Source organism: Rhodoferax sp. GW822-FHT02A01, assembly GCF_038784515.1.
GTDB lineage: Bacteria > Pseudomonadota > Gammaproteobacteria > Burkholderiales > Burkholderiaceae_C > Allorhodoferax.
The window spans coordinates 2,426,862-2,448,880 of the sequence record NZ_CP152376.1; the positions used below are offsets into that span (position 1 = coordinate 2,426,862).

At 60.2% G+C, this 22,019-nt stretch carries 21 protein-coding genes; 12 read left to right on the forward strand and 9 right to left on the reverse strand.

Annotation, left to right across the window (positions count from 1 at the left end; translation table 11 throughout):
• Positions 1-2: 2 nt before the first annotated feature.
• Genes AAGF34_RS11375 through AAGF34_RS11395 form a run of 5 tightly spaced genes read right to left on the reverse strand, consistent with a single transcriptional unit; the run spans position 3 to position 4,893 of the window.
• Entirely contained in the window at positions 3-614 is a 612-nt protein-coding gene (locus AAGF34_RS11375; protein ID WP_342620712.1) for a lysophospholipid acyltransferase family protein, read from the reverse strand.
• Positions 615-661: 47 nt separating this feature from the next.
• Positions 662-1,378: a monofunctional biosynthetic peptidoglycan transglycosylase gene (mtgA, locus tag AAGF34_RS11380; protein WP_342620713.1), complete on the reverse strand. Its 717-nt coding sequence runs from the start codon at positions 1,376-1,378 to the stop codon at positions 662-664.
• Positions 1,375-2,235, reverse strand: coding sequence for a TonB family protein (locus AAGF34_RS11385; protein ID WP_342620714.1), 861 nt, complete (start codon positions 2,233-2,235; stop codon positions 1,375-1,377). Before AAGF34_RS11385 ends, mtgA begins: the two co-directional genes overlap by 4 nt.
• Positions 2,235-4,283, reverse strand: coding sequence for a ribonuclease catalytic domain-containing protein (locus tag AAGF34_RS11390; RefSeq protein ID WP_342620715.1), 2,049 nt, complete (start codon positions 4,281-4,283; stop codon positions 2,235-2,237). The genes AAGF34_RS11385 and AAGF34_RS11390 overlap by 1 nt, the downstream gene beginning before the upstream one ends.
• A 25-nt stretch (positions 4,284-4,308) precedes the next feature.
• Complete coding sequence (locus tag AAGF34_RS11395; RefSeq protein ID WP_342620716.1) at positions 4,309-4,893, reverse strand: YqiA/YcfP family alpha/beta fold hydrolase; 585 nt, start codon at positions 4,891-4,893, stop codon at positions 4,309-4,311.
• Between the two features lie 42 nt (positions 4,894-4,935).
• On the opposite strand from AAGF34_RS11395, the gene rodA reads away from it, so the two are divergent.
• The 6 genes from rodA to AAGF34_RS11425 all read left to right on the forward strand — a co-directional run bounded on the left by rodA (position 4,936) and on the right by AAGF34_RS11425 (position 10,425).
• Positions 4,936-6,090, forward strand: a complete 1,155-nt coding sequence (rodA, locus tag AAGF34_RS11400; protein WP_342620717.1) for a rod shape-determining protein RodA — start codon at positions 4,936-4,938, stop codon at positions 6,088-6,090.
• Positions 6,091-6,211: 121 nt separating this feature from the next.
• Entirely contained in the window at positions 6,212-7,672 is a 1,461-nt protein-coding gene (gene tldD / locus AAGF34_RS11405; protein WP_342620718.1) for a metalloprotease TldD, read from the forward strand.
• Between the two features lie 13 nt (positions 7,673-7,685).
• Positions 7,686-8,402: an AzlC family ABC transporter permease gene (locus AAGF34_RS11410; RefSeq protein ID WP_342620719.1), complete on the forward strand. Its 717-nt coding sequence runs from the start codon at positions 7,686-7,688 to the stop codon at positions 8,400-8,402.
• Positions 8,399-8,722 carry an AzlD domain-containing protein gene (locus tag AAGF34_RS11415; protein ID WP_342620720.1) on the forward strand — a complete coding sequence of 108 codons (324 nt, stop codon included), beginning with the start codon at positions 8,399-8,401 and terminating at the stop codon, positions 8,720-8,722. Before AAGF34_RS11410 ends, AAGF34_RS11415 begins: the two co-directional genes overlap by 4 nt.
• A 200-nt stretch (positions 8,723-8,922) precedes the next feature.
• Complete coding sequence (locus AAGF34_RS11420; RefSeq protein WP_342620721.1) at positions 8,923-10,020, forward strand: 3-deoxy-7-phosphoheptulonate synthase; 1,098 nt, start codon at positions 8,923-8,925, stop codon at positions 10,018-10,020.
• Positions 10,021-10,116: 96 nt separating this feature from the next.
• Entirely contained in the window at positions 10,117-10,425 is a 309-nt protein-coding gene (locus AAGF34_RS11425; RefSeq protein ID WP_342620722.1) for a hypothetical protein, read from the forward strand.
• Positions 10,426-10,432: 7 nt separating this feature from the next.
• On the opposite strand, the gene mpl is transcribed toward AAGF34_RS11425, so the two are convergent.
• Entirely contained in the window at positions 10,433-11,827 is a 1,395-nt protein-coding gene (gene mpl / locus AAGF34_RS11430) for a UDP-N-acetylmuramate:L-alanyl-gamma-D-glutamyl-meso-diaminopimelate ligase (RefSeq protein WP_342620723.1), read from the reverse strand.
• Positions 11,828-11,851: 24 nt separating this feature from the next.
• On the opposite strand from mpl, the gene AAGF34_RS11435 reads away from it, so the two are divergent.
• The 6 genes from AAGF34_RS11435 to AAGF34_RS11460 all read left to right on the forward strand — a co-directional run bounded on the left by AAGF34_RS11435 (position 11,852) and on the right by AAGF34_RS11460 (position 16,995).
• Positions 11,852-12,445, forward strand: coding sequence for a hypothetical protein (locus AAGF34_RS11435; protein ID WP_342620724.1), 594 nt, complete (start codon positions 11,852-11,854; stop codon positions 12,443-12,445).
• 68 nt (positions 12,446-12,513) lie between these two features.
• Positions 12,514-13,020, forward strand: coding sequence for a TlpA disulfide reductase family protein (locus AAGF34_RS11440; protein WP_342621083.1), 507 nt, complete (start codon positions 12,514-12,516; stop codon positions 13,018-13,020).
• Between the two features lie 159 nt (positions 13,021-13,179).
• Positions 13,180-13,638, forward strand: a complete 459-nt coding sequence (gene accB, locus AAGF34_RS11445) for an acetyl-CoA carboxylase biotin carboxyl carrier protein (RefSeq protein ID WP_342620725.1) — start codon at positions 13,180-13,182, stop codon at positions 13,636-13,638.
• Positions 13,639-13,649: 11 nt separating this feature from the next.
• Positions 13,650-14,999 carry an acetyl-CoA carboxylase biotin carboxylase subunit gene (gene accC / locus AAGF34_RS11450; RefSeq protein ID WP_342620726.1) on the forward strand — a complete coding sequence of 450 codons (1,350 nt, stop codon included), beginning with the start codon at positions 13,650-13,652 and terminating at the stop codon, positions 14,997-14,999.
• A gap of 11 nt (positions 15,000-15,010) precedes the next feature.
• Positions 15,011-15,889: a 50S ribosomal protein L11 methyltransferase gene (gene prmA, locus AAGF34_RS11455; RefSeq protein WP_342620727.1), complete on the forward strand. Its 879-nt coding sequence runs from the start codon at positions 15,011-15,013 to the stop codon at positions 15,887-15,889.
• A 32-nt stretch (positions 15,890-15,921) separates the two neighbouring features.
• Positions 15,922-16,995: a zinc-ribbon and DUF3426 domain-containing protein gene (locus AAGF34_RS11460; protein ID WP_342620728.1), complete on the forward strand. Its 1,074-nt coding sequence runs from the start codon at positions 15,922-15,924 to the stop codon at positions 16,993-16,995.
• A 51-nt stretch (positions 16,996-17,046) separates the two neighbouring features.
• Here AAGF34_RS11460 and AAGF34_RS11465 read toward each other — a convergent pair whose 3' ends face one another.
• From AAGF34_RS11465 to AAGF34_RS11475, 3 genes are all read right to left on the reverse strand, one after another.
• Positions 17,047-17,475: a histone H1-like DNA-binding protein gene (locus tag AAGF34_RS11465; RefSeq protein WP_342620729.1), complete on the reverse strand. Its 429-nt coding sequence runs from the start codon at positions 17,473-17,475 to the stop codon at positions 17,047-17,049.
• A 170-nt stretch (positions 17,476-17,645) separates the two neighbouring features.
• Positions 17,646-18,845: a ribonucleotide-diphosphate reductase subunit beta gene (locus tag AAGF34_RS11470; RefSeq protein WP_342620730.1), complete on the reverse strand. Its 1,200-nt coding sequence runs from the start codon at positions 18,843-18,845 to the stop codon at positions 17,646-17,648.
• Between the two features lie 119 nt (positions 18,846-18,964).
• Complete coding sequence (locus AAGF34_RS11475; RefSeq protein ID WP_342620731.1) at positions 18,965-21,895, reverse strand: ribonucleoside-diphosphate reductase subunit alpha; 2,931 nt, start codon at positions 21,893-21,895, stop codon at positions 18,965-18,967.
• Between the last annotated feature and the right edge of the window lie 124 nt (positions 21,896-22,019).

Sequence of the window (22,019 nt, forward strand, 5' to 3'; positions counted from 1 at the left end):
ATTCAGACGTCGCGCAGGGCGATCACGGCATTGCGGGCGCGGTCCAGGAAGGCTCGCCTATCCTCGCCAGGCTCCAGATGCAAGGGGGCACCGAAGGTGACCGAGCACAGCACCGGCACCGGCACCACTTCGCCCTTGGGGAGCACGTGCTGCACGTTGTTGATCCAGGCGGGCACCAGTACCGCTTGCGGAAACTTGGCAGCCAGGTTGTACAGGCCCGCCTTGAAGGCCTGTGGCAATCCCTGGTGGCCGCGCGTTCCTTCTGGAAACAGGATGATGGAGTCGCCGCGGCCCAACGCTTCGATCAGCGGCTCCAGCGGGTCTTCGTCCGCCGTGCGCTCGCGTGACACATAGATGACATTGAACACGGCAGAGGTCAGCCAATGCCTGAAGGGAGTCTTGGTCCAGTAGTCGCGCGCCGCAATGGCGCGGGTCACATGGCGCAGTTCCTCGGGCAACGCCGCCCAGATCATCACCAGGTCGGCATGGCTCTGGTGGTTGGCAAAGTAGATGCGCTGTTCGGCCTTGGGCGGACATCCATACCAGCGCGCCTGGGAGCCGGTCAGCAACCGAACCAGGCCCAGCAAAAAATAGCCCATCAACTTAGCCAGCATGGCGGCCATGATACAGATGCAGGCGCAGGTACCAATGCACCGGCAAGTCAGGGCAGACGGGCATCCGCCATGCGCCCCGTGATGACGCTGGCGCGGCCCGACAGATAGGCGGAGTTGGACATCTTTTCGAAGTACTTGGGACGCGGCAGCATCACCACCAGGCGGGCGGCCTCGTAGGCTGTGAGTTTGGAAGCGGGCTTGCGGAAGTAATGCTGGGCAGCGGCCTCGGCACCAAAGACGCCTTCGCCCCATTCCACGCTGTTGAGGTAGATCTCCAGAATGCGTTGTTTGCCCAGCAGGGTCTCCAGCGCCATGGTGAGCACGAATTCCTGGGCTTTGCGAAACAGGGTGCGCTCACCCGAGAGGAACAGGTTCTTGGCCAACTGCTGCGAGATGGTGGAGCCGCCCACCACCTTGGGAGGTTTGCTGCTGCCCTTGAGCTCGGCGCGCTGCTCGGCCTTGCTGTTCTTGGCCCAGGCTTTTTCCAGCGCATCCCAGTCCACACCATCGTGGCTGGTAAAGCCATCGTCTTCGGATGCGATCACTGCACGTTTGAGGTTGTCCGACAGTTGCGCGTACGGAACCCAGGTCTGGGCCCAGGGCAAGGCACCCTTGGTCCCGGCAATGCGCCAGGCTTCGGAGCGCTGGAACGCGGTGGATTGCGGGTCCACCACCACCATCACGGCGATACGGCCTATGAAGAAAATTTGCAGACACAGCAAACAGAGGGCCACCAGACCCAGCCAACGTCCCGCCGCCCTCATGGTGCCGAGCTGACCCGTGCTTGCAGGGTTTCGTCGCGGGTGAACTTGAAGCGCGATACCACCAGAATCTGGTCGGCCTGCTTGCGCATGGCCGGTGTGAAGGGGCCAAAAGGCCCGGCAGCACGCGCAATGGCAGCCGCGCGGCGGTCCAGCAGGCTGCTGCCCGAGCTCTCCACCACTTCGGTGCCGAGTACGCGGCCATCAAAGTTGACAGTCACAATCATGGTCAGTTCGCCATAGAGCTTCTTCCCGTTGAAGGCCGGGAAGTTTTCGGTGCCGCGGTCTTCGATCGTGCGGCGCAGCGTGTCGTAGTACACGGCATAGACTTCCTCGCGGGTGGAAGGGCTGATATAGCGCTTCTTGGGTCGCGAGTTTTCACTGTTGATGCGCCGTTCGATCTCGGCCAGCAGGTTGAGCAGCTGCTTGCGCTTTTCCTCGCGCTGCTGCGCTTCGGTCTTGTTGCTCAGTTCCTTGGGTTCGGGTTGGGGCAGTCGGGCAATCTGTTCCTGCACCGTGGACAGCAGCACGCTTTGCTGCTCCTGCAGGCTTTGCAGCTTGCTGGCATTGACCATTTCCAGGGTCTCGCCGGTGTCGGTCAGAGGGGCTGGCGGCAGCGGGCTGGTGGCGCGGCCTTTTTCGGCATCGCCGCCACCGGCCAGGCTGGCTTGGGCGATGGCCTTGGCCTTGTCACTCTTCTCGTTGGTACGGGCGTTGACCAGAATGACTTCCAGCGGCGTGTCCTCAAACACCCGTCGGAACGACTCCGGGTCCACAAATCGCACCGAAAGCAGCACCCCGTGCACCGCAAGCGATGCACCCAGGGCCAACTGCAAAGTGCTGTATTTGGAAAGAATCACTAGGCAGGATTATCGTTAGAACCTTCCGCGCTGTCGCTCACATCTACCGCAATGGCGATCGGGCCGGCCACTTCTTCGTCGTCTTCCTCGGTGGCTTGCGCCGTTTCATCGGCAACCACGGTGTCCAGCCGCTCCAGCACGGTGCCATGCACGTCCAGGGTGATCAGGTCGATTTCTCCCAGCTTGATGCGCAGTTTGGCGCCGCGCGGCAAGCCTTGCGCACCCAGCACCGGCAGCACCAGCGGAAGCTCGTCGGCCCGCACCATGTTCTCCTTGAACAGCGATGCGGTCAGCTCGGTCAGACCGTGTAGCTGCACATAGCGCAGTGTCCAGAAGCGCTCCATTGCGCCCTGGTAGCCGTTGTAGGCGCTGTAGGCCGCGTCAAAACTGCTGATGATGGAGAACAGGTCGGCATCCTTGGGCTTGAACGGTGCTGCCAGCGCAGCCGTCTTGCCGTGGCGCGCGCAGGCAATGATCTGCCACTGGTTGACCAGGTCGGTATAGCGACGCAGCGGCGATGTGCTCCAGGCGTAGCTCTTGACGCCTATGCCCGCGTGCGGCAAAGCCTTGGTGCCCATGCGCACCTTGACGCCGGGCGCCAGCGAGGCCTGGCTGCGGTAGATGGCGGGCACGCCCAGCTCGGCCATCCAGCTGCCCCAGGTGCTGTTGGCCAGGATCATGGCCTCGGCCACGATCAGGTCCAGCGGCGCGCCACGCTGGCGCACACTGATCTGCACCGTCTCTTCCCCGGTGGGTTCGGCGCCGTCATTGCCCACCAGTCGGAAGTTGTAGTCCGGGCGGTTGAAGGTTTCGGGTTTGCCGCGCACCATTTCGCGCTTGGCCTTGAGATCCTTGGCCATGCGGTAGAGGAAGGCCAGTTCCGTACGCAGTTCCGTCATCGACTGCGGCTCACTGTCATGGTTGAACGCCGGGTCCAGCAACCAGGGCTCGGTCACGATGGCATCGAGCTGGTCGTGGCGCAGGTTGCGGGCAATGGGTACGCGCTCCAGCCGGGTTTCGCTGCTCTTGATGTCCAGCGTGGCTTCGTCCAGCGTCACATACAGCGAGACGGCGGGGCAGGCACGGCCCTCCTGCAAGGTGTAGATCTGCACCACATCGTCGGGCAGCATGGTGATCTTGTAGCCCGGCATGTAGACCGTGGACAGGCGCGCACGCCCCAATTGGTCCACCGGGCTGCCCGGCAGCACAGCCAGGCCGGGCGCTGCGATGTGGATGCCCACGGTGACCGTGCCGCTGCCCAGCCCTTGCAGGGAGAGGGCATCGTCGATTTCGGTAGTTTGGGAGTCGTCGATTGAGTAGGCCTGTACCGGGGCCAGCGGCAGCTCGTCGGCAATGGCCGGCGCGGTGACGGCGGGAAAACCATGGCCCTTGGGGAAGTTCTCCAGCAGGAAGCGCTTCCAGTGGAAGAGGTAGGGCGAGTGGATGGCGCCGGCCTTTTGCAGCAGTTCCAGCGGTGCGGTATGCGTGGCGCGCGAGGCCTCGACCACGGCCTTGTACTCGGCGGCGTTCTTGTCGGGCTTGAACAGGATCTTGTAGAGCTGCTCCCTGATGGGCTCCGGGCAAGCGCCCTGGCCCAGCTCGCCGGCCCAGGCGGTGATCTGCTCGGCAATCTGCCGCTTCTTTTCGATGGCGGCCAGAGCCTGGGCAATGATGTCGGCCGGCGCACGCTTGAAGCGGCCCTTGCCGGCGCGGCGGAAGTAGTGCGGCGCCTCAAACAGCTTGAACAGCATTCCAGCCTGCTGCTCGATGCTGGCGTTGGCCGAGAAGTAGTCGCGCGCCAGATCGGCGAAGCCAAATTCCTCTTCTGGCGCGAATTCCCAGGCCATTTCCAGCTCAATGCCTTCGGCCTGTTTTTGTGCGGCCTGCACAAAGGCCGCCGGCGCGGGCTTTTCAAACCGGATCAACATGTTGGCGGCCTTGACCTTGACCCGTTTGCCACTATCCAACTCCACCTGCGCAGAGGACTCAGCCTCCGACAGCACCCGACCGGCCATGAACTTTCCGGCTTCTTCAAACAATAAAAACATGGGGGGATTGTCCCTGTATTTGTCTTCAGTCCCCGGTGATATGGGCCATGACCGTGGGCAGGTGGCTCTCATAGTCGGAGATGGCGTGGTTGCCGCCTTCGAGCAGAAGCACTTTGCACGCTGCATAGCGCGCATGCATTTCGCGCCAGTCCAGCACCTCGTCGCCCTTGGCAATGATGCAGAAGTAGTTGCGCGGTCGGCCCAGCGGCCCGCAGACCAGATCGCGCAACTCCTGCACGTACTCAGGTTGGAAGTAGAAGCTTTCCTGTGGATCGTGCCAGTGCGTCTGCTCGCCGATGTAGGCGGCCAGGTCCCGCGCCGGGTCTACCGCCGGATTGAGCAGCACCGCTCGGCAGCCGGTGCGCTCGGCAATCCAGGTGGCATAGAAGCCGCCCAGGGATGATCCCACGACGGCCATGCTCTCCAGCGGCCAGTCTGCGATGCCTTGCATGACCATTTCCATGGCTTCGTGCGGCGATGGGGGAAGCTGGGGGCACCACCAGACGATCTCGGGGTGGAGCCTTTGTACTGCAGCAAATGTCTGCTGCGCCTTGGCCGATTGTGGGGAGGAGCGAAAGCCGTGCAGGTATAGCAGGTGGGTGGTGGTCATGTGATGGCGGTGGTTTGTTCGCTTGGCGGGATAATTGGGCTCATGTCATCCACATTTTCTCAGCCGTCCCTGCGCCAGCGCATTGCGCCCTGGTTTGCAGGCTTTGACGGCCCGCTGGCGTTTGCGGTCTTTCTGCTGGCCTGCGCCGGTTTGCTCACCATGTATTCCTCCGGCTGGGACCATGGCACCCGCTTCGAGGACCATGCACGCAATATGCTGATTGCGGCCGGCCTCATGTTTGTCGTGGCCCAGATTCCGCCCCAGCGGTTGATGGCGCTGGCCGTGCCACTGTACACGGTGGGGGTCGCGCTGCTCATTGCAGTCGCTATCTTCGGCATCACCAAGAAAGGGGCCAAGCGGTGGATCAACGTGGGCGTGACCATCCAGCCTAGCGAAATTCTCAAGATCGCCATGCCGCTGATGCTGTCCTGGTGGTTCCAGAAGCGCGAGGGCCAGTTGCGCCCGCTGGACTTTGCAGTGGCTACAGTTCTGCTGGCTGTGCCGGTGGCGCTGATCATCAAGCAGCCCGATCTGGGTACTGCGTTGCTGATCCTGACGGCGGGGATGTCGGTGATCTTCTTTGCCGGCATGAGCTGGAAGCTGATCGTCCCGCCCATTGTGTTGGGCCTGATAGGCGTGGCTCTGCTGGTGATCTTCGAGCCCACACTGTGCGCCGATGGCATGCGTTGGCCGGTGCTGCACGACTACCAGCAGCAACGTATCTGCACCCTGCTGGACCCCACGCGGGACCCGTTGGGCAAGGGATTCCACATCATCCAGGGCATGATTGCCATCGGCTCGGGCGGCGTTTTCGGCATGGGCTTCATGCAGGGCACGCAAACCCATCTGGAATTCATCCCCGAGCGCACCACCGACTTCATCTTCGCCGCCTTCTCGGAAGAGTTCGGCCTGCTGGGCAATCTGTGCCTGATCGCATCCTTCATCTTCCTGGTGTTGCGCGGCCTAGCCATTGCGCTGGAAGCCCCCACACTGTTCGCCCGCCTGCTCGCGGGCAGCGTGACCATGATCTTCTTTACCTACGCCTTTGTGAACATGGGCATGGTCAGCGGCATCCTGCCGGTGGTGGGCGTGCCTTTGCCGTTCATCAGCTACGGCGGTACTGCGATGGTGACGCTGGGGCTGGCGTTGGGCATTCTGATGTCGATTGCCAATTCGAAGCGGTTGGTGCAGTCCTGATTTTTTGGGGATGCCAAAGCTCCCGAGGGAAATGCCTCACCAACTCCCAACAGGGCTCCCCAACAATAAGGTCTTGAACCATAAACCGCCACACTCCAACCGTGGCGCCTAAAATGGCCCAATGATCTCTCGCGAACCCACCATCGAACGCCTGGCCACGGCCAAGTCCCTGTTGCTCACGCCGTTTGGCCTGGATGAATCCCATCTGACCCGCGCGCTCAACGAAATCAAGGCGCACAAGGTCGACGAAGCGGACCTGTATTTCCAATACACCCGCTCCGAAGGCTGGAGCCTGGAGGAAGGCATCGTCAAGACCGGCTCCTTCAGCATCGACCAGGGCGTGGGCGTGCGCGCGGTGAGTGGCGAGAAGACGGCCTTTGCCTATTCCGATGATATTTCCGAGGCGTCGTTGCTGGATGCCGCACGCACTGTGCGCACCATCTCCAGTGCAGCCAAGTCAGCGCGTGTGAAGGCCTCGGCGAACAAGATCGCCGGTGCGCGCAGTCTCTATACGGCAGTGGACCCGATCTCCACGCTGGACAGCACCACCAAGGTCGAGCTGCTGGGCAAGGTGGAGCGCCTGGCGCGTGCCAAGGATCCGCGCGTGGCGCAGGTCATGGCCGGTCTGGCGGCCGAGTACGACGTGGTGCTGGTGGCCCGCGCCGATGGCACGTTGGCGGCGGATGTGCGTCCTTTGGTGCGGTTGTCGGTGACGGTCATTGCAGAGCAAAAAGGCCGACGCGAAGTTGGCTCCAGTGGTGGTGGCGGCCGTTTCGGGCTGGCCTATTTCACCGACGCGCAGATCGAGGAATACGTCAACCAGGCCGTGCATGCGGCACTGACCAATCTCGATGCGCGCCCCGCCCCCGCAGGCGAAATGACGGTGGTGCTGGGTTCCGGCTGGCCCGGCATCCTGTTGCATGAAGCCATTGGCCACGGGTTGGAAGGCGACTTCAATCGCAAGGGTTCCAGCGCATTCAGTGGCCGTATCGGCCAGCGCGTGGCGGCCAAGGGCGTGACCGTGCTGGACGACGGAACTATTGCCGACCGCCGCGGTTCGCTCAATGTGGATGACGAGGGCAATGCCAGCCAGCGCAATGTGCTGATCGAAGACGGCATTCTTAAGGGCTATATCCAGGATTCCATGAATGCCCGCCTGATGGGTGTCAAACCCACAGGCAATGGCCGCCGCGAGAGCTATGCGCACGTGCCCATGCCGCGCATGACCAACACCTACATGCTGGGCGGCGACAAGGCCCCCGAGGAAATCGTGGCCAGCATCAAGAAGGGCCTGTATGCCACCAATTTCGGTGGTGGTCAGGTGGACATCACGTCCGGCAAATTTGTGTTCTCTGCCAGTGAGGCCTATTGGGTGGAGAACGGCAAGATCCTCTACCCCGTCAAGGGCGCCACCATCGTGGGCAACGGGCCGGATGCGCTGACGCGCGTCACCATGATTGGCTCGGACATGAAGCTCGACAGCGGAGTGGGTACCTGCGGCAAGGAAGGCCAAAGTGTGCCGGTAGGCGTGGGTCAGCCCACGCTGCGCATCGACGGTCTGACCGTGGGCGGCACGGCCTGACAGGTTGCTGCCTTTGCGTCCATTCGTAGCCGGTGCGCGTGACACCTTTCCGATGCTGGTGGGTGCGGCGCCTTTCGGGGTGATATTCGGTGCATTGGCGATCGGCTCCGGCCTTCCGGTGTGGATGACCCTGGGCATGTCGGCACTGGTGTTTGGCGGTTCGTCCCAGTTTGTGGCCGTGAGCCTGATTGGCAGCGGTACGGCGTTGCCGGTGATCTGGCTGACCACGTTTGTCGTCAACTTGCGCCATGCGCTCTACAGCGCCACATTGCTGCCCTATGCGCGCACACTTCCTGCGCGCTGGCGCTGGGCGCTGTCCTTCTGGCTTACCGATGAAACTTTTGCCGTGGTGGAAAACCAGTTGCGCCATCACGTCGACGTGAAAGATGGCGCCTACTACTGGTTGGGCTCTTCGCTGTCCATGTACGTCAACTGGCTGGTGTGGACCACGGTGGGGGTGCTGCTGGGACAGAGCGTGCCGGGGCTGGCAAGCCTGGGGCTGGACTTTGCCATGGTGGCGACCTTTGCCGCCATTGTGGCGCTGCAATTGCGGGAGCGGCCCATTCTGATGGCCGCTCTGGTGGCGGGCGTAGTGGCCATGCTGGCGCGCGGACTGCCTTACAAGCTGGGCCTGATGCTGGCAGCTGTTGCGGGCGTTGCCGCAGGCGTCGCCATGGAAGTATGGGCTGCACGCGTTGCGCCTGCAGAAGACAAGAGGCCCGCGGCATGAACACCGATTGGCTATGGACTTTGCTGGGCATGGTGGTGGTGACCTACGGCATACGTCTGAGCTTTCTGGTGTTTGGCCATGGGCTGGCGTTCCCTTCATGGTTGGAGCGTGCCTTGCGGTATGTGCCTGCGGCGGTTCTGACGGCACTGATCACGCCCATGGCGTTGGCACCCCAGGGCGTGGTGGATGTGTCACTGCACAACGCCTATCTGCCGGGCACCATCGTCGCCACGCTGGTTGCGTTGATCAGCCGGCATACCCTGGGTGCCATTCTCAGCGGCTTTGTTGCCTACGGACTTTGGCGCTACTTTGTAGCCTGAATGGGCGCTGTCAAAAACTTGTGCTACATTGCCAACCATGCATTCAGCAACTTTCTTCTTTAGCTACTTTTGGTTCTCAAGCGCCTGCGGCGGTAGAGAGATCTGAGCGTACCTGTAGAAAAGGTCCCGAATCTTCCAAAAACCGCCGGCACCCCCGGCGGTTTTTTTATGTGCATTTTTGTTTTAACCAGGAAATCGCCATGACTACCAAAGCCCATACCAGCGCCGACCGCACTGGCATTACCGACGACGAACGCATCAAGGACATTACCGTGTTGCCACCTCCCGAGCATCTGGTCCGCTTCTTCCCGATCCAGGGCACACCTGTTGAAAAGCTGATTTCCGACACGCGCCACACCATCCACAACATCATGGCCGGCAAGGATGACCGCCTGCTAGTGATCATCGGGCCGTGTTCCATCCACGATCCATCGGCGGCACTGGAATACGCCCGACGTCTGAAAGAGCAGCGCCTGAAATATGCCGACACGCTGGAAATCGTCATGCGCGTGTACTTCGAAAAGCCACGCACCACGGTGGGCTGGAAGGGGCTGATCAATGACCCCTACCTGGATGAGAGCTTCCGCATTGATGAGGGCCTGCGCATTGCGCGCCAGTTGCTCATCGAAATCAATCGCATGGGTTTGCCGGCTGGCAGCGAGTTCCTGGATGTGATCTCGCCGCAGTACCTGGGCGACTTGATTTCCTGGGGCGCCATTGGCGCACGTACCACCGAAAGCCAGGTGCACCGCGAACTGGCCTCGGGTCTGTCTGCGCCCATCGGTTTCAAGAATGGAACGGATGGCAATATCAAGATCGCTACCGATGCCATCCAGGCTGCAGCAGGCGGGCACCACTTCCTGTCGGTGCACAAGAACGGACAGGTGGCGATTGTGCAGACCAAGGGCAACAAGGATTGCCACGTCATCCTGCGCGGCGGCAAGTCACCAAACTATGACGCAGAAAGCGTGGCGGCCGCCTGCGCCGACTTGGAGAAGGCCAAGCTGCCTGCGACTTTGATGGTGGACTGCAGCCACGCCAACAGCAGCAAGCAGCATGAGCGGCAACTGGTCGTGGCGCGCGACATTGCATCGCAAATTGCCGCGGGCTCGCACAGCGTCTTTGGCGTGATGGTGGAAAGCCACTTGCACGCTGGTGCGCAGAAATTCACACCGGGCAAGGACGACTCGGCCAAGTTGGAGTACGGCAAGAGCATTACCGACGCCTGCCTGGGCTGGGATGATTCTCTGGAGTCTCTGGAGGTCTTGTCTGCTGCCGTGAAGGCACGTCGTCGCTAGTCAGTTTGCCATGGAGTCGCCACGCTTGCCTTTTGTCAGCGTGGCGACAATTCATTTGCGTTAATCTTCTGCCATCAACAAGACACAGGAGCACCAATGCGCAACGAAGTGAACGTGACCGTGGGCGGACAGAGCTTTTCGTTCGCCATGGATGGCAAGGAGCCCATGGCCAATGACCTGGCGCGCAAGTGGCTGGACGATCAGTTCGTGGCCTTGGAGTGCGAGCCCTTGCGCGCTTCCGGTAAGGTGTTGCTGGCCGACAAGGTGGTCGTGGTTGCCCGCGAGGCAGGTGTCGTGCGCTTTGCCGATGCCCAATGGGGTGCCCAGTTTGCCGCTGCGGCTACGGCGGTGTTGGGCAAGAAAAGCCTGCAGGTAGACGCAGACAGTCTGACTGTGACGTATTGAGTTGGTTCTAGCGCTGGCGCAGGGCCAGTTCCAGCTTCGCATGGATGCCGCCGAAGCCGCCATTGCTCATGCACAGAATGTGGTCGCCGGGTTGGGCATGGGCTACAACCAGCGCCACAATTCCGTCCACCGTGTCGGCCACAAAGGCGCGCTGGCCCATGGAGCTGAGCGCTTCAGTTGCGTCCCAACCCAGGCCGCCACTGTGGCAAAAGGCCAGGTCCGCTTCTTCCAGACTCCAGGGTAGCTGGGCCTTCATGGCGCCCAGCTTCATGGTATTGCTGCGAGGCTCAAATACGGCCAGGATGCGTGCTTTGCCGACCTTGCGGCGCAAGCCGTTCACCGTTGTGCGGATGGCGGTTGGGTGGTGGGCAAAGTCGTCGTAAATGGTGACGGGTGCTGAGTTACTGCTGCCGTTCAGTGTGACCTGTGCCCGCACTTCCATGCGGCGTTTGACGTTCTCGAAGGTCCCCAAGGCCACCGCTGCCTGTTGCGGACTCACGCCTACGTGTTCGGCGGCCGCGATCGCGGCCAGCGCATTGAGCTGGTTGTGAACGCCGCCCAGATTCCAGCGCACGTGGGCCACCGGTTTGTCGCGGAGCAGCACGTCGAAGTCATGGGGTTCGCCTTGCGCCGTGAAGTCACTCACTGCGGCGCCAAAGCTGCGCACTTCGCTCCAGCAGCCCTGGTGCAATACGCGCGCCAGACTTTCTTCCAGACCGTTGACTACCACCCGCCCGCTGGAGGGCACAGTACGCAGCAGGTGGTGGAACTGGCGTTCAATGGCTGCCAGGTTGTCAAAAATGTCGGCGTGGTCGAACTCCAGATTGTTCAGGATCGCGGTGCGCGGACGGTAGTGGACGAACTTGCTGCGCTTGTCAAAGAAGGCTGTGTCGTACTCATCGGCTTCGATCACAAAGCACTTGCCTTTGCCCAGTTGGGCGGAGACGCCGAAGTTCATGGGGACGCCGCCCACCAGAAAGCCCGGCTCCAGGCCTGCGCTCTGCAAGACCCAGCTCAGCATGGCCGTGGTGGTGGTCTTCCCGTGGGTGCCGGCAATGGCCAGCACATGTCGGCCTTGCAGCACGTGTTCGGCCAGCCATTGCGGGCCACTGGTGTAGGGCGCGCCTGCATCCAGAATGGCTTCCATCAAGGGAAATTTGGGCTCGCCATTGTCAAGGCGCGCGCGGCTGACCACATTGCCGACTACAAACATGTCGGGTTTGAGTGCCATCTGGTCGGCGCCAAAACCTTCCACCAGGTCGATGCCCAAAGCCCGCAATTGGTCGCTCATGGGTGGATACACACCCGCATCGCAACCAGTAACGCGATGCCCCGCTTCGCGTGCCAGAGCGGCCAGACCGCCCATGAAAGTGCCACAGATACCCAGAATATGAATGTGCATAGGGCTATTGTGCACAATGCCGATATGGACTCCGTCAAAGAAGAAATTGCATCGACCGCCGCCCGCATGGTGGTGGAAGAGGGCTTGGAATATGGCGCTGCCAAGCGCCGCGCAGTCAAGCAAATGGGTCTGCCAGGACGCACGGCGCTGCCGGACAACGATGCCATCGAACTGGCGGTAGAAGAGTACATAGCCATCTTCTGCGCCGATACACAGCCGGCAGAATTGCGCTCATTGCGTGAGTTGGCGCTAACTTGGTTGGAGAAGATGCATACGTACAGACCCCATCTGGGGGGCGCCGTGTGGCGCGGGACGGCCACACGCCTGTCGGATATTTACATCCAGCTTTTCTGTGACGACTCCAAGTCGGCAGAGATATCGCTCATTGATATGGGCGTGCGCTTTGAAGTCCACTCGGTTCCCGGCTTTCACGGTGAGATGGTGGATGCGCTCAGTGTGCAAGTGGCATGTCCTGCCCTGGAGGCGCACGTGGGGGTGCACCTGCTTGTCTACGATTTGGACGACATGCGTGGTGCCTTGAAACCGGATGCCCGCGGCCGCAAGCCCCGTGGGGATGCAGCGGCCTTGCGCAATTTGTTGCATGATGGACGGCTATGACGGAAGCAAATTCAACCCCCGGTACAGCTGACGAACCCGCGTCGCACCCATCTCGACGTGGCTTGCTGGTGGCTGCCGGCGTGCTGGCGGCATTGGGCGGCGGCGGCTTGGCGTGGTGGAAAAATCAGGCAAGCGACAGTTCCGGGGATGTTGTGCAGGTGGTACCCGACTTTTGGGAGCTGCAATGGGACAGGCCACAAGGAGGCGTTCTGCGCTTGCAGGAGTTCCGTGGCAAGCCGTTGTTGGTCAACTTCTGGGCAACCTGGTGTCCACCCTGTATTGAAGAGTTGCCACTGATCAATGACTTCTACCGGAAAAACCGGTCCAATGGCTGGCAAGTCGTCGGCCTTGCGGTCGACAGACCCGATGCCGTGCAAGGATTTCTGCAAAAACTTCCACTGGATTTTCCTGTGGGGTTGGTCGCGGCCACCGGTGCTGGGCTGGCACGCCAGTTGGGAAACCCCTCAGGATCCTTGCCGTTCTCCGTGGCCTTGGATGCACAGGGCGTTGTGGTGCAACGCAAACTGGGCCGTCTGCGGCCGGATGATCTGAACCTCTGGGCTCAGTTAAAATAGCCCCGCTCCGCGTCTTTTGCCCGGACATTGCATGCTTGTCCGCGGCGTGTCATACAAGTATTTAACCTTGAATTGACGACAAATAAATAAAATTGCCGAAAATTGCGGTAATTTTGCTGTAAATTACGGCCCCTGTTACTGAACGTTGTTGGAGACTCCATGGACTTACGCAAACTCAAAACTCTGATCGACCTCGTGTCTGATTCCAATGTTTCGGAGCTGGAAATTACCGAGGCCGAAGGCAAGGTGCGCATCGTGAAGGGAGGCGGGGCTCTGGCTCAGGGTTACGGCCAACCGGTCTACCATCAGGTTCAATCCGCTCCAGCGCCAGTTGCCGCACCTGTGGCTGCTCCCGTAGCGCCCGTGGTTGAAGAGGTTGCTGCCGGTCATGCCGTCAAATCTCCCATGGTCGGGACCTTCTACCGTGCTTCCTCGCCTGGCGCCAAACCTTTTGTGGAGGTTGGTGACAGCATCAAGGAAGGCGAAACCATCTGCATTATTGAAGCCATGAAGATCCTCAATGAAATTGAGGCCGACAAATCGGGGACCGTTACCAAGATTCTGTGCGAGAACGGGCAAGCGGTCGAATACGGCCAGCCACTGTTCATCATCGAATAAGCGCCAAGCCCATGTTCAAAAAAATACTGATCGCCAATCGTGGCGAGATAGCCTTGCGAATTCAGCGGGCCTGCCGCGAGCTGGGGGTCAAGGCTGTGATGGTCTATTCCGAGGCGGATCGGGAAGCCAAATACGTCAAGCTGGCGGAAGAGGCCGTGTGTATTGGGCCTGCGGCTTCGGCACAGAGCTACCTCAACATGCCGGCCATCATCTCCGCTGCGGAAGTGACGGACGCCGAGGCGATCCACCCAGGCTACGGGTTCTTGAGTGAAAACGCCGATTTTGCCGAGCGTGTGGAAAAGAGTGGCTTCCAATTCATCGGCCCCACACCGGAATCCATCCGGATCATGGGTGACAAGGTATCTGCCAAGCAGGCCATGATCCGTGCCGGTGTGCCTTGCGTGCCCGGTTCAGAGGGTGAACTGCCGGATGACCCGGCAACCATTCGTCGTGTGGCCAAGGCCGTTGGCTACCCGGTCATCATCAAGGCTGCTGGCGGCGGCGGCGGACGTGGCATGCGTGTCGTCCATACCGAGGCGGCGTTGATCAATGCGGTGCAGATGACCAAGGCTGAGGCCGGCGCGGCGTTCGGCAATCCCGCGGTCTATATGGAGAAGTTCCTCCAGAATCCGCGCCATGTGGAAATCCAGATCATCGCCGACAAGTACAAGAACGCAGTGTATCTGGGTGAGCGCGACTGTTCCATGCAACGGCGTCACCAGAAGGTGCTGGAAGAGTCTCCCGCACCGGGAATCAATCGCAAGCTGATTGAACGCATTGGCGAGCGTTGCGTGGCCGCCTGCAAGAAGATTGGCTACCGCGGAGCCGGTACGTTCGAATTCCTGTATGAAGACGGAGAGTTCTATTTCATCGAGATGAACACCCGCGTGCAGGTGGAGCATCCGGTGACCGAGATGGTGACCGGTGTGGACATCGTCAAGACCCAGATCATGGTGGCCGCCGGTGAGAAGTTGCCTTTCACCCAGAAGGACATCGTGATGCGCGGGCACGCCATCGAGTGCCGGGTCAATGCCGAAGATCCCTACAAGTTCATTCCGTCTCCGGGACGCGTGACGATGTGGCACGCGCCTGGTGGTCCTGGTATCCGTGTGGATTCGCATGTGTACACCAACTACTTTGTGCCGCCCAACTACGACTCCATGGTCGGCAAGATCATTGCCCACGGTGACACGCGCGAGCAGGCCATGGCCCGCATGCGCACGGCGTTGGCCGAGACGGTAGTGGAAGGTATCAACACCAACATTCCCCTGCATCGTGAGTTGCTGGTGGATGCCAAGTTCATGGCCGGTGGAACCAACATCCACTACCTCGAACACTGGCTCGAGCAGCACAAGCGCTGAAAGTACCAGGCATGTTTGAACTGCGCCTGATGTGCCCGGAGGACCGGGTGGAAAGTCTGAGTGATGCCCTGGATGCGCTCGACGCGTTGAGCGTGAGCGTGGAAGATGCAGATGCCCAGACCGATGCAGAGCAGGCGCTCTTTGGTGAGCCGGGCATGCCGCCTCCCAAGGATGGCTGGCAGCGCTCCCGCGTGATCGCACTATTTGACAAGGAAGAGTCTGCCCAAGAGGCTGCTACTTTGCTGCAGTTGCAGGATTTCTTCAGTAAGTGTCAGGTTCTGGGGCTCAACGCGGTGGCTGACCAGGATTGGGTGCGTCTTACCCAATCGCAGTTCGCGCCAGTGGAGATTACGTCCGATTTTTGGATTGTCCCCACATGGCATGAGCCACCTGCGCAAGCCAGACAAGTCATTCGCCTGGACCCGGGGCTGGCCTTTGGCACGGGTACGCACCCGACAACCCGCATGTGCCTGCGCTGGATCGCCTGTCATCCGGTGGCGCCCCGTGTGCTGGACTATGGTTGCGGCTCAGGCATTCTGGCTATCGGGGCGGCCAAGTACGGCGCTTCGGAAGTGATCGCTGTGGATATCGATGAAGCGGCCGTGCAATCCACACAACTGAATGCCGAAGCCAACCGGGTCGTGCTGGATGCCGGCCTGCCGGACAAGGCGGTGGGTACCTTCGGGCTGGTGCTGGCCAATATTCTCGCCACACCACTTAAGGTGCTGGCACCCTTGTTGTGCTCCCATGTGGCAAGCGGCGGCAGTCTGGTACTGGCGGGTATTCTGGAGCGGCAGGCCGATGAGCTGATTGCCGCCTACGCGCCGTATTGCAAGTTGTCGGTCGCTGATGCGGAAGATGGCTGGATCCTGATGACGGCTGCTTTTTAGCGCCTGACTTTGCGCTCTACAATGAGCCGCACATGAGTCTGATTACCCAATGCCCGGCATGCGCCACGATGTTTCGCGTCGTGCCGGACCAGCTTCGGATATCCGAAGGCTGGGTGCGTTGCGGTCAGTGTGATGAAGTCTTCGATGCGAATGCACATATGCAATCGCAGGACGCACCTGTCGTGGTGTCAGCACCTGAAGTCAGATTGCCGCCCGAAGCGACTTACTCACCAGGTGACATATCGGATCCCTTGGATCCCGCGTCAAGCATCAATGTGGGTTACGACTGGGGGGCAATTGCGGAGCCGCAGGTACACCTCAGTGCCGAAGAGCCAATTGCCAATCTGAGCGAGGAGTTGCATCACGTCGGTGATGAGCCATCTTCAACGCCAGAAGACGTCTTGAACGAGGAGCCTCCTGCCGAGGTGGAGCCCTATCTGGAGCCAAGCCATTTTGACTTGCCTGTGATGGAAGACTCCCTAGCCTCCCAGTACGCGCCACCGATGGAGGACAACTGGCAGCATGCTCCCGAATCGTCGGTTGATGTGTCCGAGGAAGATGCGCCAGCATCAGCCGAAGAAGTTCCGCTGTCTTTCATGCCGCGCGAAGAGCGCACTTCCCGGCTGGGACGCATCTTTGGCAAGCGCATGATAGTTGCGGTGTGCTGCCTGTTGGTGGCCATGCTTGGGCTCCAATTGCTGATGGCAGAGCGTGATCGCGTGGCCACCATCATTCCGAGCATGCGACCGGTACTGGTGGCTGCTTGCGATGTACTCAGGTGCGCTGTGTCCGCGCCCAGACAGATCGAGTCGATAGCTATCGACAGTTCAGCGTTTACAAGCATCAAGCCCGGAATCTACCTGTTGAATGTGACGCTGAAGAACGCCGCAACCCTTGCGCTTGCCAGTCCCGCGCTGGAGCTGACACTGACCGACATGCAGGACAAGCCTTTGTTGAGACGGGTCATTCTTGCAGAGGAGTTTGCGGGCAAGACTCCCGTGATGGAGGCTGGGGCTGAACTCTCCAGCAGCATTCCCGTTGCTGTGCGCGCCGGGTCGGCCATTGAAAATATTGCGGGTTACAAGCTGCTTGCCTTTTACCCATGAAAAAAGCCCAACACCTCGCGGTGCCGGGCTTGCTACTAACCAATTTCTTGATTAGGGTTTGCTGGCCGTAGGGAAGGGCCAAGCGGCCTGCGGGTTCAGAGTGGTCTGAGCAGCAGGGGCCGCAGGAGCGGCAGCGGCAGCGGGTGCTTTCGCGGCTTTCTTCGCAGCCGGCTTCTTGGCTGCCTTCTTGGCTGCTGGCTTCTTTGCAGCGGGCTTCTTGGCCGCAGCAGCTTTCTTGGCGGGAGCCGCCTTCTTAGCAGGAGCTGCCTTCTTGGCGGCTACCTTCTTAGCAGGAGCTGCCTTCTTGGCGGCTACCTTCTTAGCAGGAGCTGCCTTCTTAGCGGCTACCTTCTTAGCAGGAGCTGCCTTCTTAGCGGCTACCTTCTTAGCAGGAGCTGCCTTCTTAGCGGCTACCTTTTTAGCAGGAGCCTTCTTCGCGGGTGCGGCCTTCTTTGCGGCCGGTTTTTTTGCAGTTGCCATAACTTTCTCCTTGATCAAGTAACAAAGAGCACTTCTTGTGAGTTGGAGTACAAGAAGCGATTCATACCGTTGGGAAGTTGCCCAGCGGCATGAACGTGGTAACACACCCGCACACCACGCTCTACGGCGCGATTGTTCAGGTGTGAAATTCTAGAAAACATTGTGAGACATCAATCCCAGGAAAGCGCGCCACCCGACTGATACTCAATCACACGGGTTTCGAAGAAGTTGCGCTCTTTTTTCAAGTCAATCATCTCACTCATCCAAGGGAAGGGGTTCTCTTCGTTGGGGAAGAGTGCCTCCAATCCAATCTGGGTGGCGCGACGGTTGGCAATGTAGCGCAGATAGCCCTTGAACATGGATGCATTCATGCCCAACACGCCGCGTGGCATGGTGTCCTCGGCATAGCGGTACTCCAGTTCCACTGCCTTTTCAAACAGCGCCTTGATTTCCGCCTTGAACGAAGGCGTCCACAGATGCGGATTCTCGGCCTTGAGCTGATTGATCAGGTCAATGCCGAAGTTGCAGTGCATGGACTCGTCACGCAGGATGTACTGGTACTGCTCTGCGGCACCGGTCATCTTGTTCTGACGGCCCAAGGCAAGAATCTGCGTGAAGCCTACGTAGAAGAACAGGCCTTCCATCAGGCATGCAAACACGATCAGGCTCTTGAGCAGCGTCTGGTCCGTTTCTGGTGTGCCGGTGTGAAAGGCGGGGTCCATGATCGCTTCGATGAAGGGGATCAGGAACTCGTCCTTGTCGCGAATGGACTGGACTTCGTTGTAGGCGTTGAAGATTTCGCCTTCGTCCAGACCCAGCGATTCCACGATGTATTGGTAGGCGTGGGTGTGAATGGCTTCTTCAAAGGCTTGGCGCAGCAGGAACTGGCGGCACTCCGGTGCAGTGATGTGGCGGTAGGTGCCCAGCACGATGTTGTTGGCAGCCAACGAATCGGCGGTCACAAAGAACCCGAGGTTGCGTTTGACGATGCGACGCTCGTCTTCGGTCAGACCGTTGGGGTCTTTCCAGAGCGCAATGTCGCGCGTCATGTTGACTTCCTGCGGCATCCAGTGGTTGGCGCAGGTGGCGAGGTACTTTTCCCACGCCCACTTGTATTTGAAGGGGACCAACTGGTTGACGTCGGTCTGACCGTTGATGATGCGTTTGTCTGCAGCACGCACACGACGTGCGGCTTCGGTCAGCAGAGGTTTGATGGGAGACGTTGCAGCAGGGGCTGGAACCGCGGCACCATCATGCAGGGTGCGCAATCCGAGAGCGGCGTCTTCTTGCGTCAGCGGTGCAGCAGAGTGCGCCGTACGTGAGAAATTAGTTTGCGGTGAGGGCTTGACTTCTTCGTCCCAGGACAACATAGGGTATTCCAATCAGCGGATTATGGGAGCAGTGAAATGAAATGAAAAGTTATCATTCATTTCACCGCCTAAGAGTGTTGTTCAATAGCATCGCAAATGCATGCAATGCGCATCGCCAATCACTGGCACGACTCGCAAGTGGGATCGTCCACACCGCAGAAGCGGATGTCAGTCGCGGCATTTTCCGGCAAGGCCATTTGCGCCTTGGCTGCTGCGGCAGCGGCTTCCAATGCACTCATCTTCTGACCGCCGTTTTCGCTGCCAGACGACACAGCGTTCAGACGCCCAGCGGACACAGTCGATTTCTCAGCATGTGTGGCAGACATGGTGCGCAGGTAGTAGGTGGTCTTGAGTCCACGCAGCCAGGCAAGCTTGTAGGTTTCGTCGAGCTTCTTGCCGGAGGCACCCGCCATGTAGATGTTCAGAGACTGGGCCTGGTCGATCCACTTCTGGCGGCGTGCGGCAGCTTCCACCAGCCACTGGGTTTCCACTTCGAAGGCAGTGGCGTACAGCTGCTTGATTTCCTGCGGCACGCGGTCGATGGGCGCGAGTGATCCGTCAAAGTGCTTCAGATCCATCACCATCACGTCATCCCAAAGGCCCAGACGCTTGAGGTCGCGCACCAGATAGCTGTTGATCACGGTGAACTCGCCCGACAGGTTGGACTTGACGGACAGGTTGCCGAAGCAGGGCTCGATCGACGCATCCACGCCGATGATGTTGGAAATGGTGGCGGTGGGGGCAATGGCGACGCAGTTGGAATTGCGCATACCGTCGGCAGCAATCTTCTTGCGCAGGGCATCCCAATCCAGGGTGGCGGAGCGGTCCACTTCCACATAGCCGCCACGGGCACTGGCCAGCATGTCCAGCGTGTCGGGTGGCAGCACGCCCTTGTCCCACAAGGAACCCTTGTAGCTGGAGTACTTGCCGCGTTCGCGCGCCAGCTCGGTGGACGCCCAGTACGCGTAGTAGCAGATCGCTTCCATGGAGCGATCGGCAAAAGCAACCGCGGCATCCGAAGCATAAGGAATGCGCAGCGCGTACAGGCTGTCCTGGAAGGCCATGACGCCCAGACCCACCGGACGGTGACGCAGGTTGGAGTCGCGTGCCTTCTTGACGGCGTAGTAGTTGATGTCAATCACGTTGTCCAGCATGCGCATAGCCGTGGTGATGGTGCGCTTGAGCTTGTCGTGGTCCAGATCCTTGCCGTTCTCGCCATCCTTCAGGTGGTGCAGCAGATTGACCGATCCCAGGTTGCAGACCGCGGTTTCAGTGTCAGACGTGTTGAGGGTGATTTCCGTGCACAGGTTGGACGAGTGCACCACGCCAGCGTGCTGCTGAGGCGAGCGCACGTTGCAGGCATCCTTGAACGTGATCCAGGGATGGCCGGTTTCGAACAGCATGGTCAGCATCTTGCGCCACAGGTCAGCGGCTTGCACCGTGCGGCTGGGCTTGATTTCGCCACGCGCAGCCTTTTCTTCGTAGGCTACATAAGCCTTCTCGAATTCGGCGCCGAACAGGTCATGCAGGTCCGGCACGTTGGAGGGCGAGAACAATGTCCACGTGCCCTTTTCCATGACGCGGCGCATGAACAGGTCAGGCACCCAGTTGGCGGTGTTCATGTCGTGGGTGCGGCGGCGGTCGTCACCGGTGTTCTTGCGCAGCTCCAGGAATTCTTCAATGTCCAGGTGCCATGTCTCCAGATAGGTGCAGACCGCGCCCTTGCGCTTGCCGCCCTGGTTCACGGCCACGGCGGTGTCATTGACCACCTTGAGGAACGGCACCACGCCTTGCGATTCACCATTGGTGCCCTTGATGTGGGAGCCCAGGGCGCGCACGCGCGTCCAGTCGTTGCCCAGGCCGCCGGCAAACTTGGACAGCAGTGCGTTTTCCTTGATGGATTCGTAGATGCCATCCAGATCGTCCGGCACCGTGGTCAGGTAGCAGCTGGAGAGCTGTGAGCGCAACGTGCCGCTGTTGAACAGTGTGGGTGTGGAGGACATGAAGTCGAAGCTGGAGAGCACTTCGTAGAACTCGATGGCGCGTGCCTCACGGTCGATCTCGTTGAGCGACAGGCCCATGGCCACACGCATGAAGAAAGCCTGCGGCAGTTCGATGCGCTTCTTGCCCACGTGCAGGAAGTAGCGGTCGTACAGAGTCTGCAGACCCAGGTAGTCGAAATTCAGGTCGCGGTCGGCCTTGAGTGCGGCGCCAAGTCGCTTCAAATCGAACTGCAGCAGCTTTTCGTCCAGCAGCTCGGCATCCACGCCTTTCTTGATGAAACCGGGGAAGTAGTCGGCATAGGCCTGTGCCATATCGGCCTGGGCCACGTCGCGGCCCAGAATCTCGCGCGAGATGGTGACAAACAACAGGCGCGCAGTGGCGTAGGTGTAGTCCGGATCTTTCTCGATCAGTGTGCGGGCTGCCAGGATGGATGCCTTGTAGACCTCGTCCATGGGAACGCCGTCGTACAGATTGCGCATGGTCTCGGCCACGATGGGATCGGCCTTGACGTCGGCGCCCAGGCCGGCGCAAGCAGTCTCGATGCGGGATTTGAGCAGGTCCAGGTCCAGCTCCACCCGCTGACCGTCTTCGGTGACGTGGATAGTGGCCGCCTTGGGTTTGACCTGTTCCACCTGCTTGGCGCGCTCCTGGGTGCGGCGTTCGCGGTACAGAACATAGGCGCGGGCTATCTCGTGGTGGCCACCGCGCATCAGTCCCAGTTCCACCTGGTCCTGCACATCTTCAATATGGAAAGTGCCGCCACCCGGGCGTGAACGCATCAGCGCGCGAATGACTTGCTGCGTCAGGCCATCCACGGTTTCGCGCACGCTGGCCGACGCTGCACCCTGTGTGCCGTGCACGGCCAGAAAGGCTTTCATCATCGCCACGGCGATCTTATTGGGTTCAAACGGAACCACTGCGCCGTTGCGCCGGATGATCTGGTAATGGGCCAACGGATGGGCCTGCGCGTCGGCATATGAGGGAGCAGCCTGGGTACTCAGGACGCCGGTGGACAGTGGGGTGCTTGGAGATGCGTAAGACTGCATGATTTCCTCTTCTAAATCAGTTTTATTGTTGGGGTTCAGGGAAGTCGGGAAGGGCCTGTCATCGGTGCGATCCCCTTGTGTATCCGTGTGAACGTAACACACTATATCTGGGGTCATGGTTGAT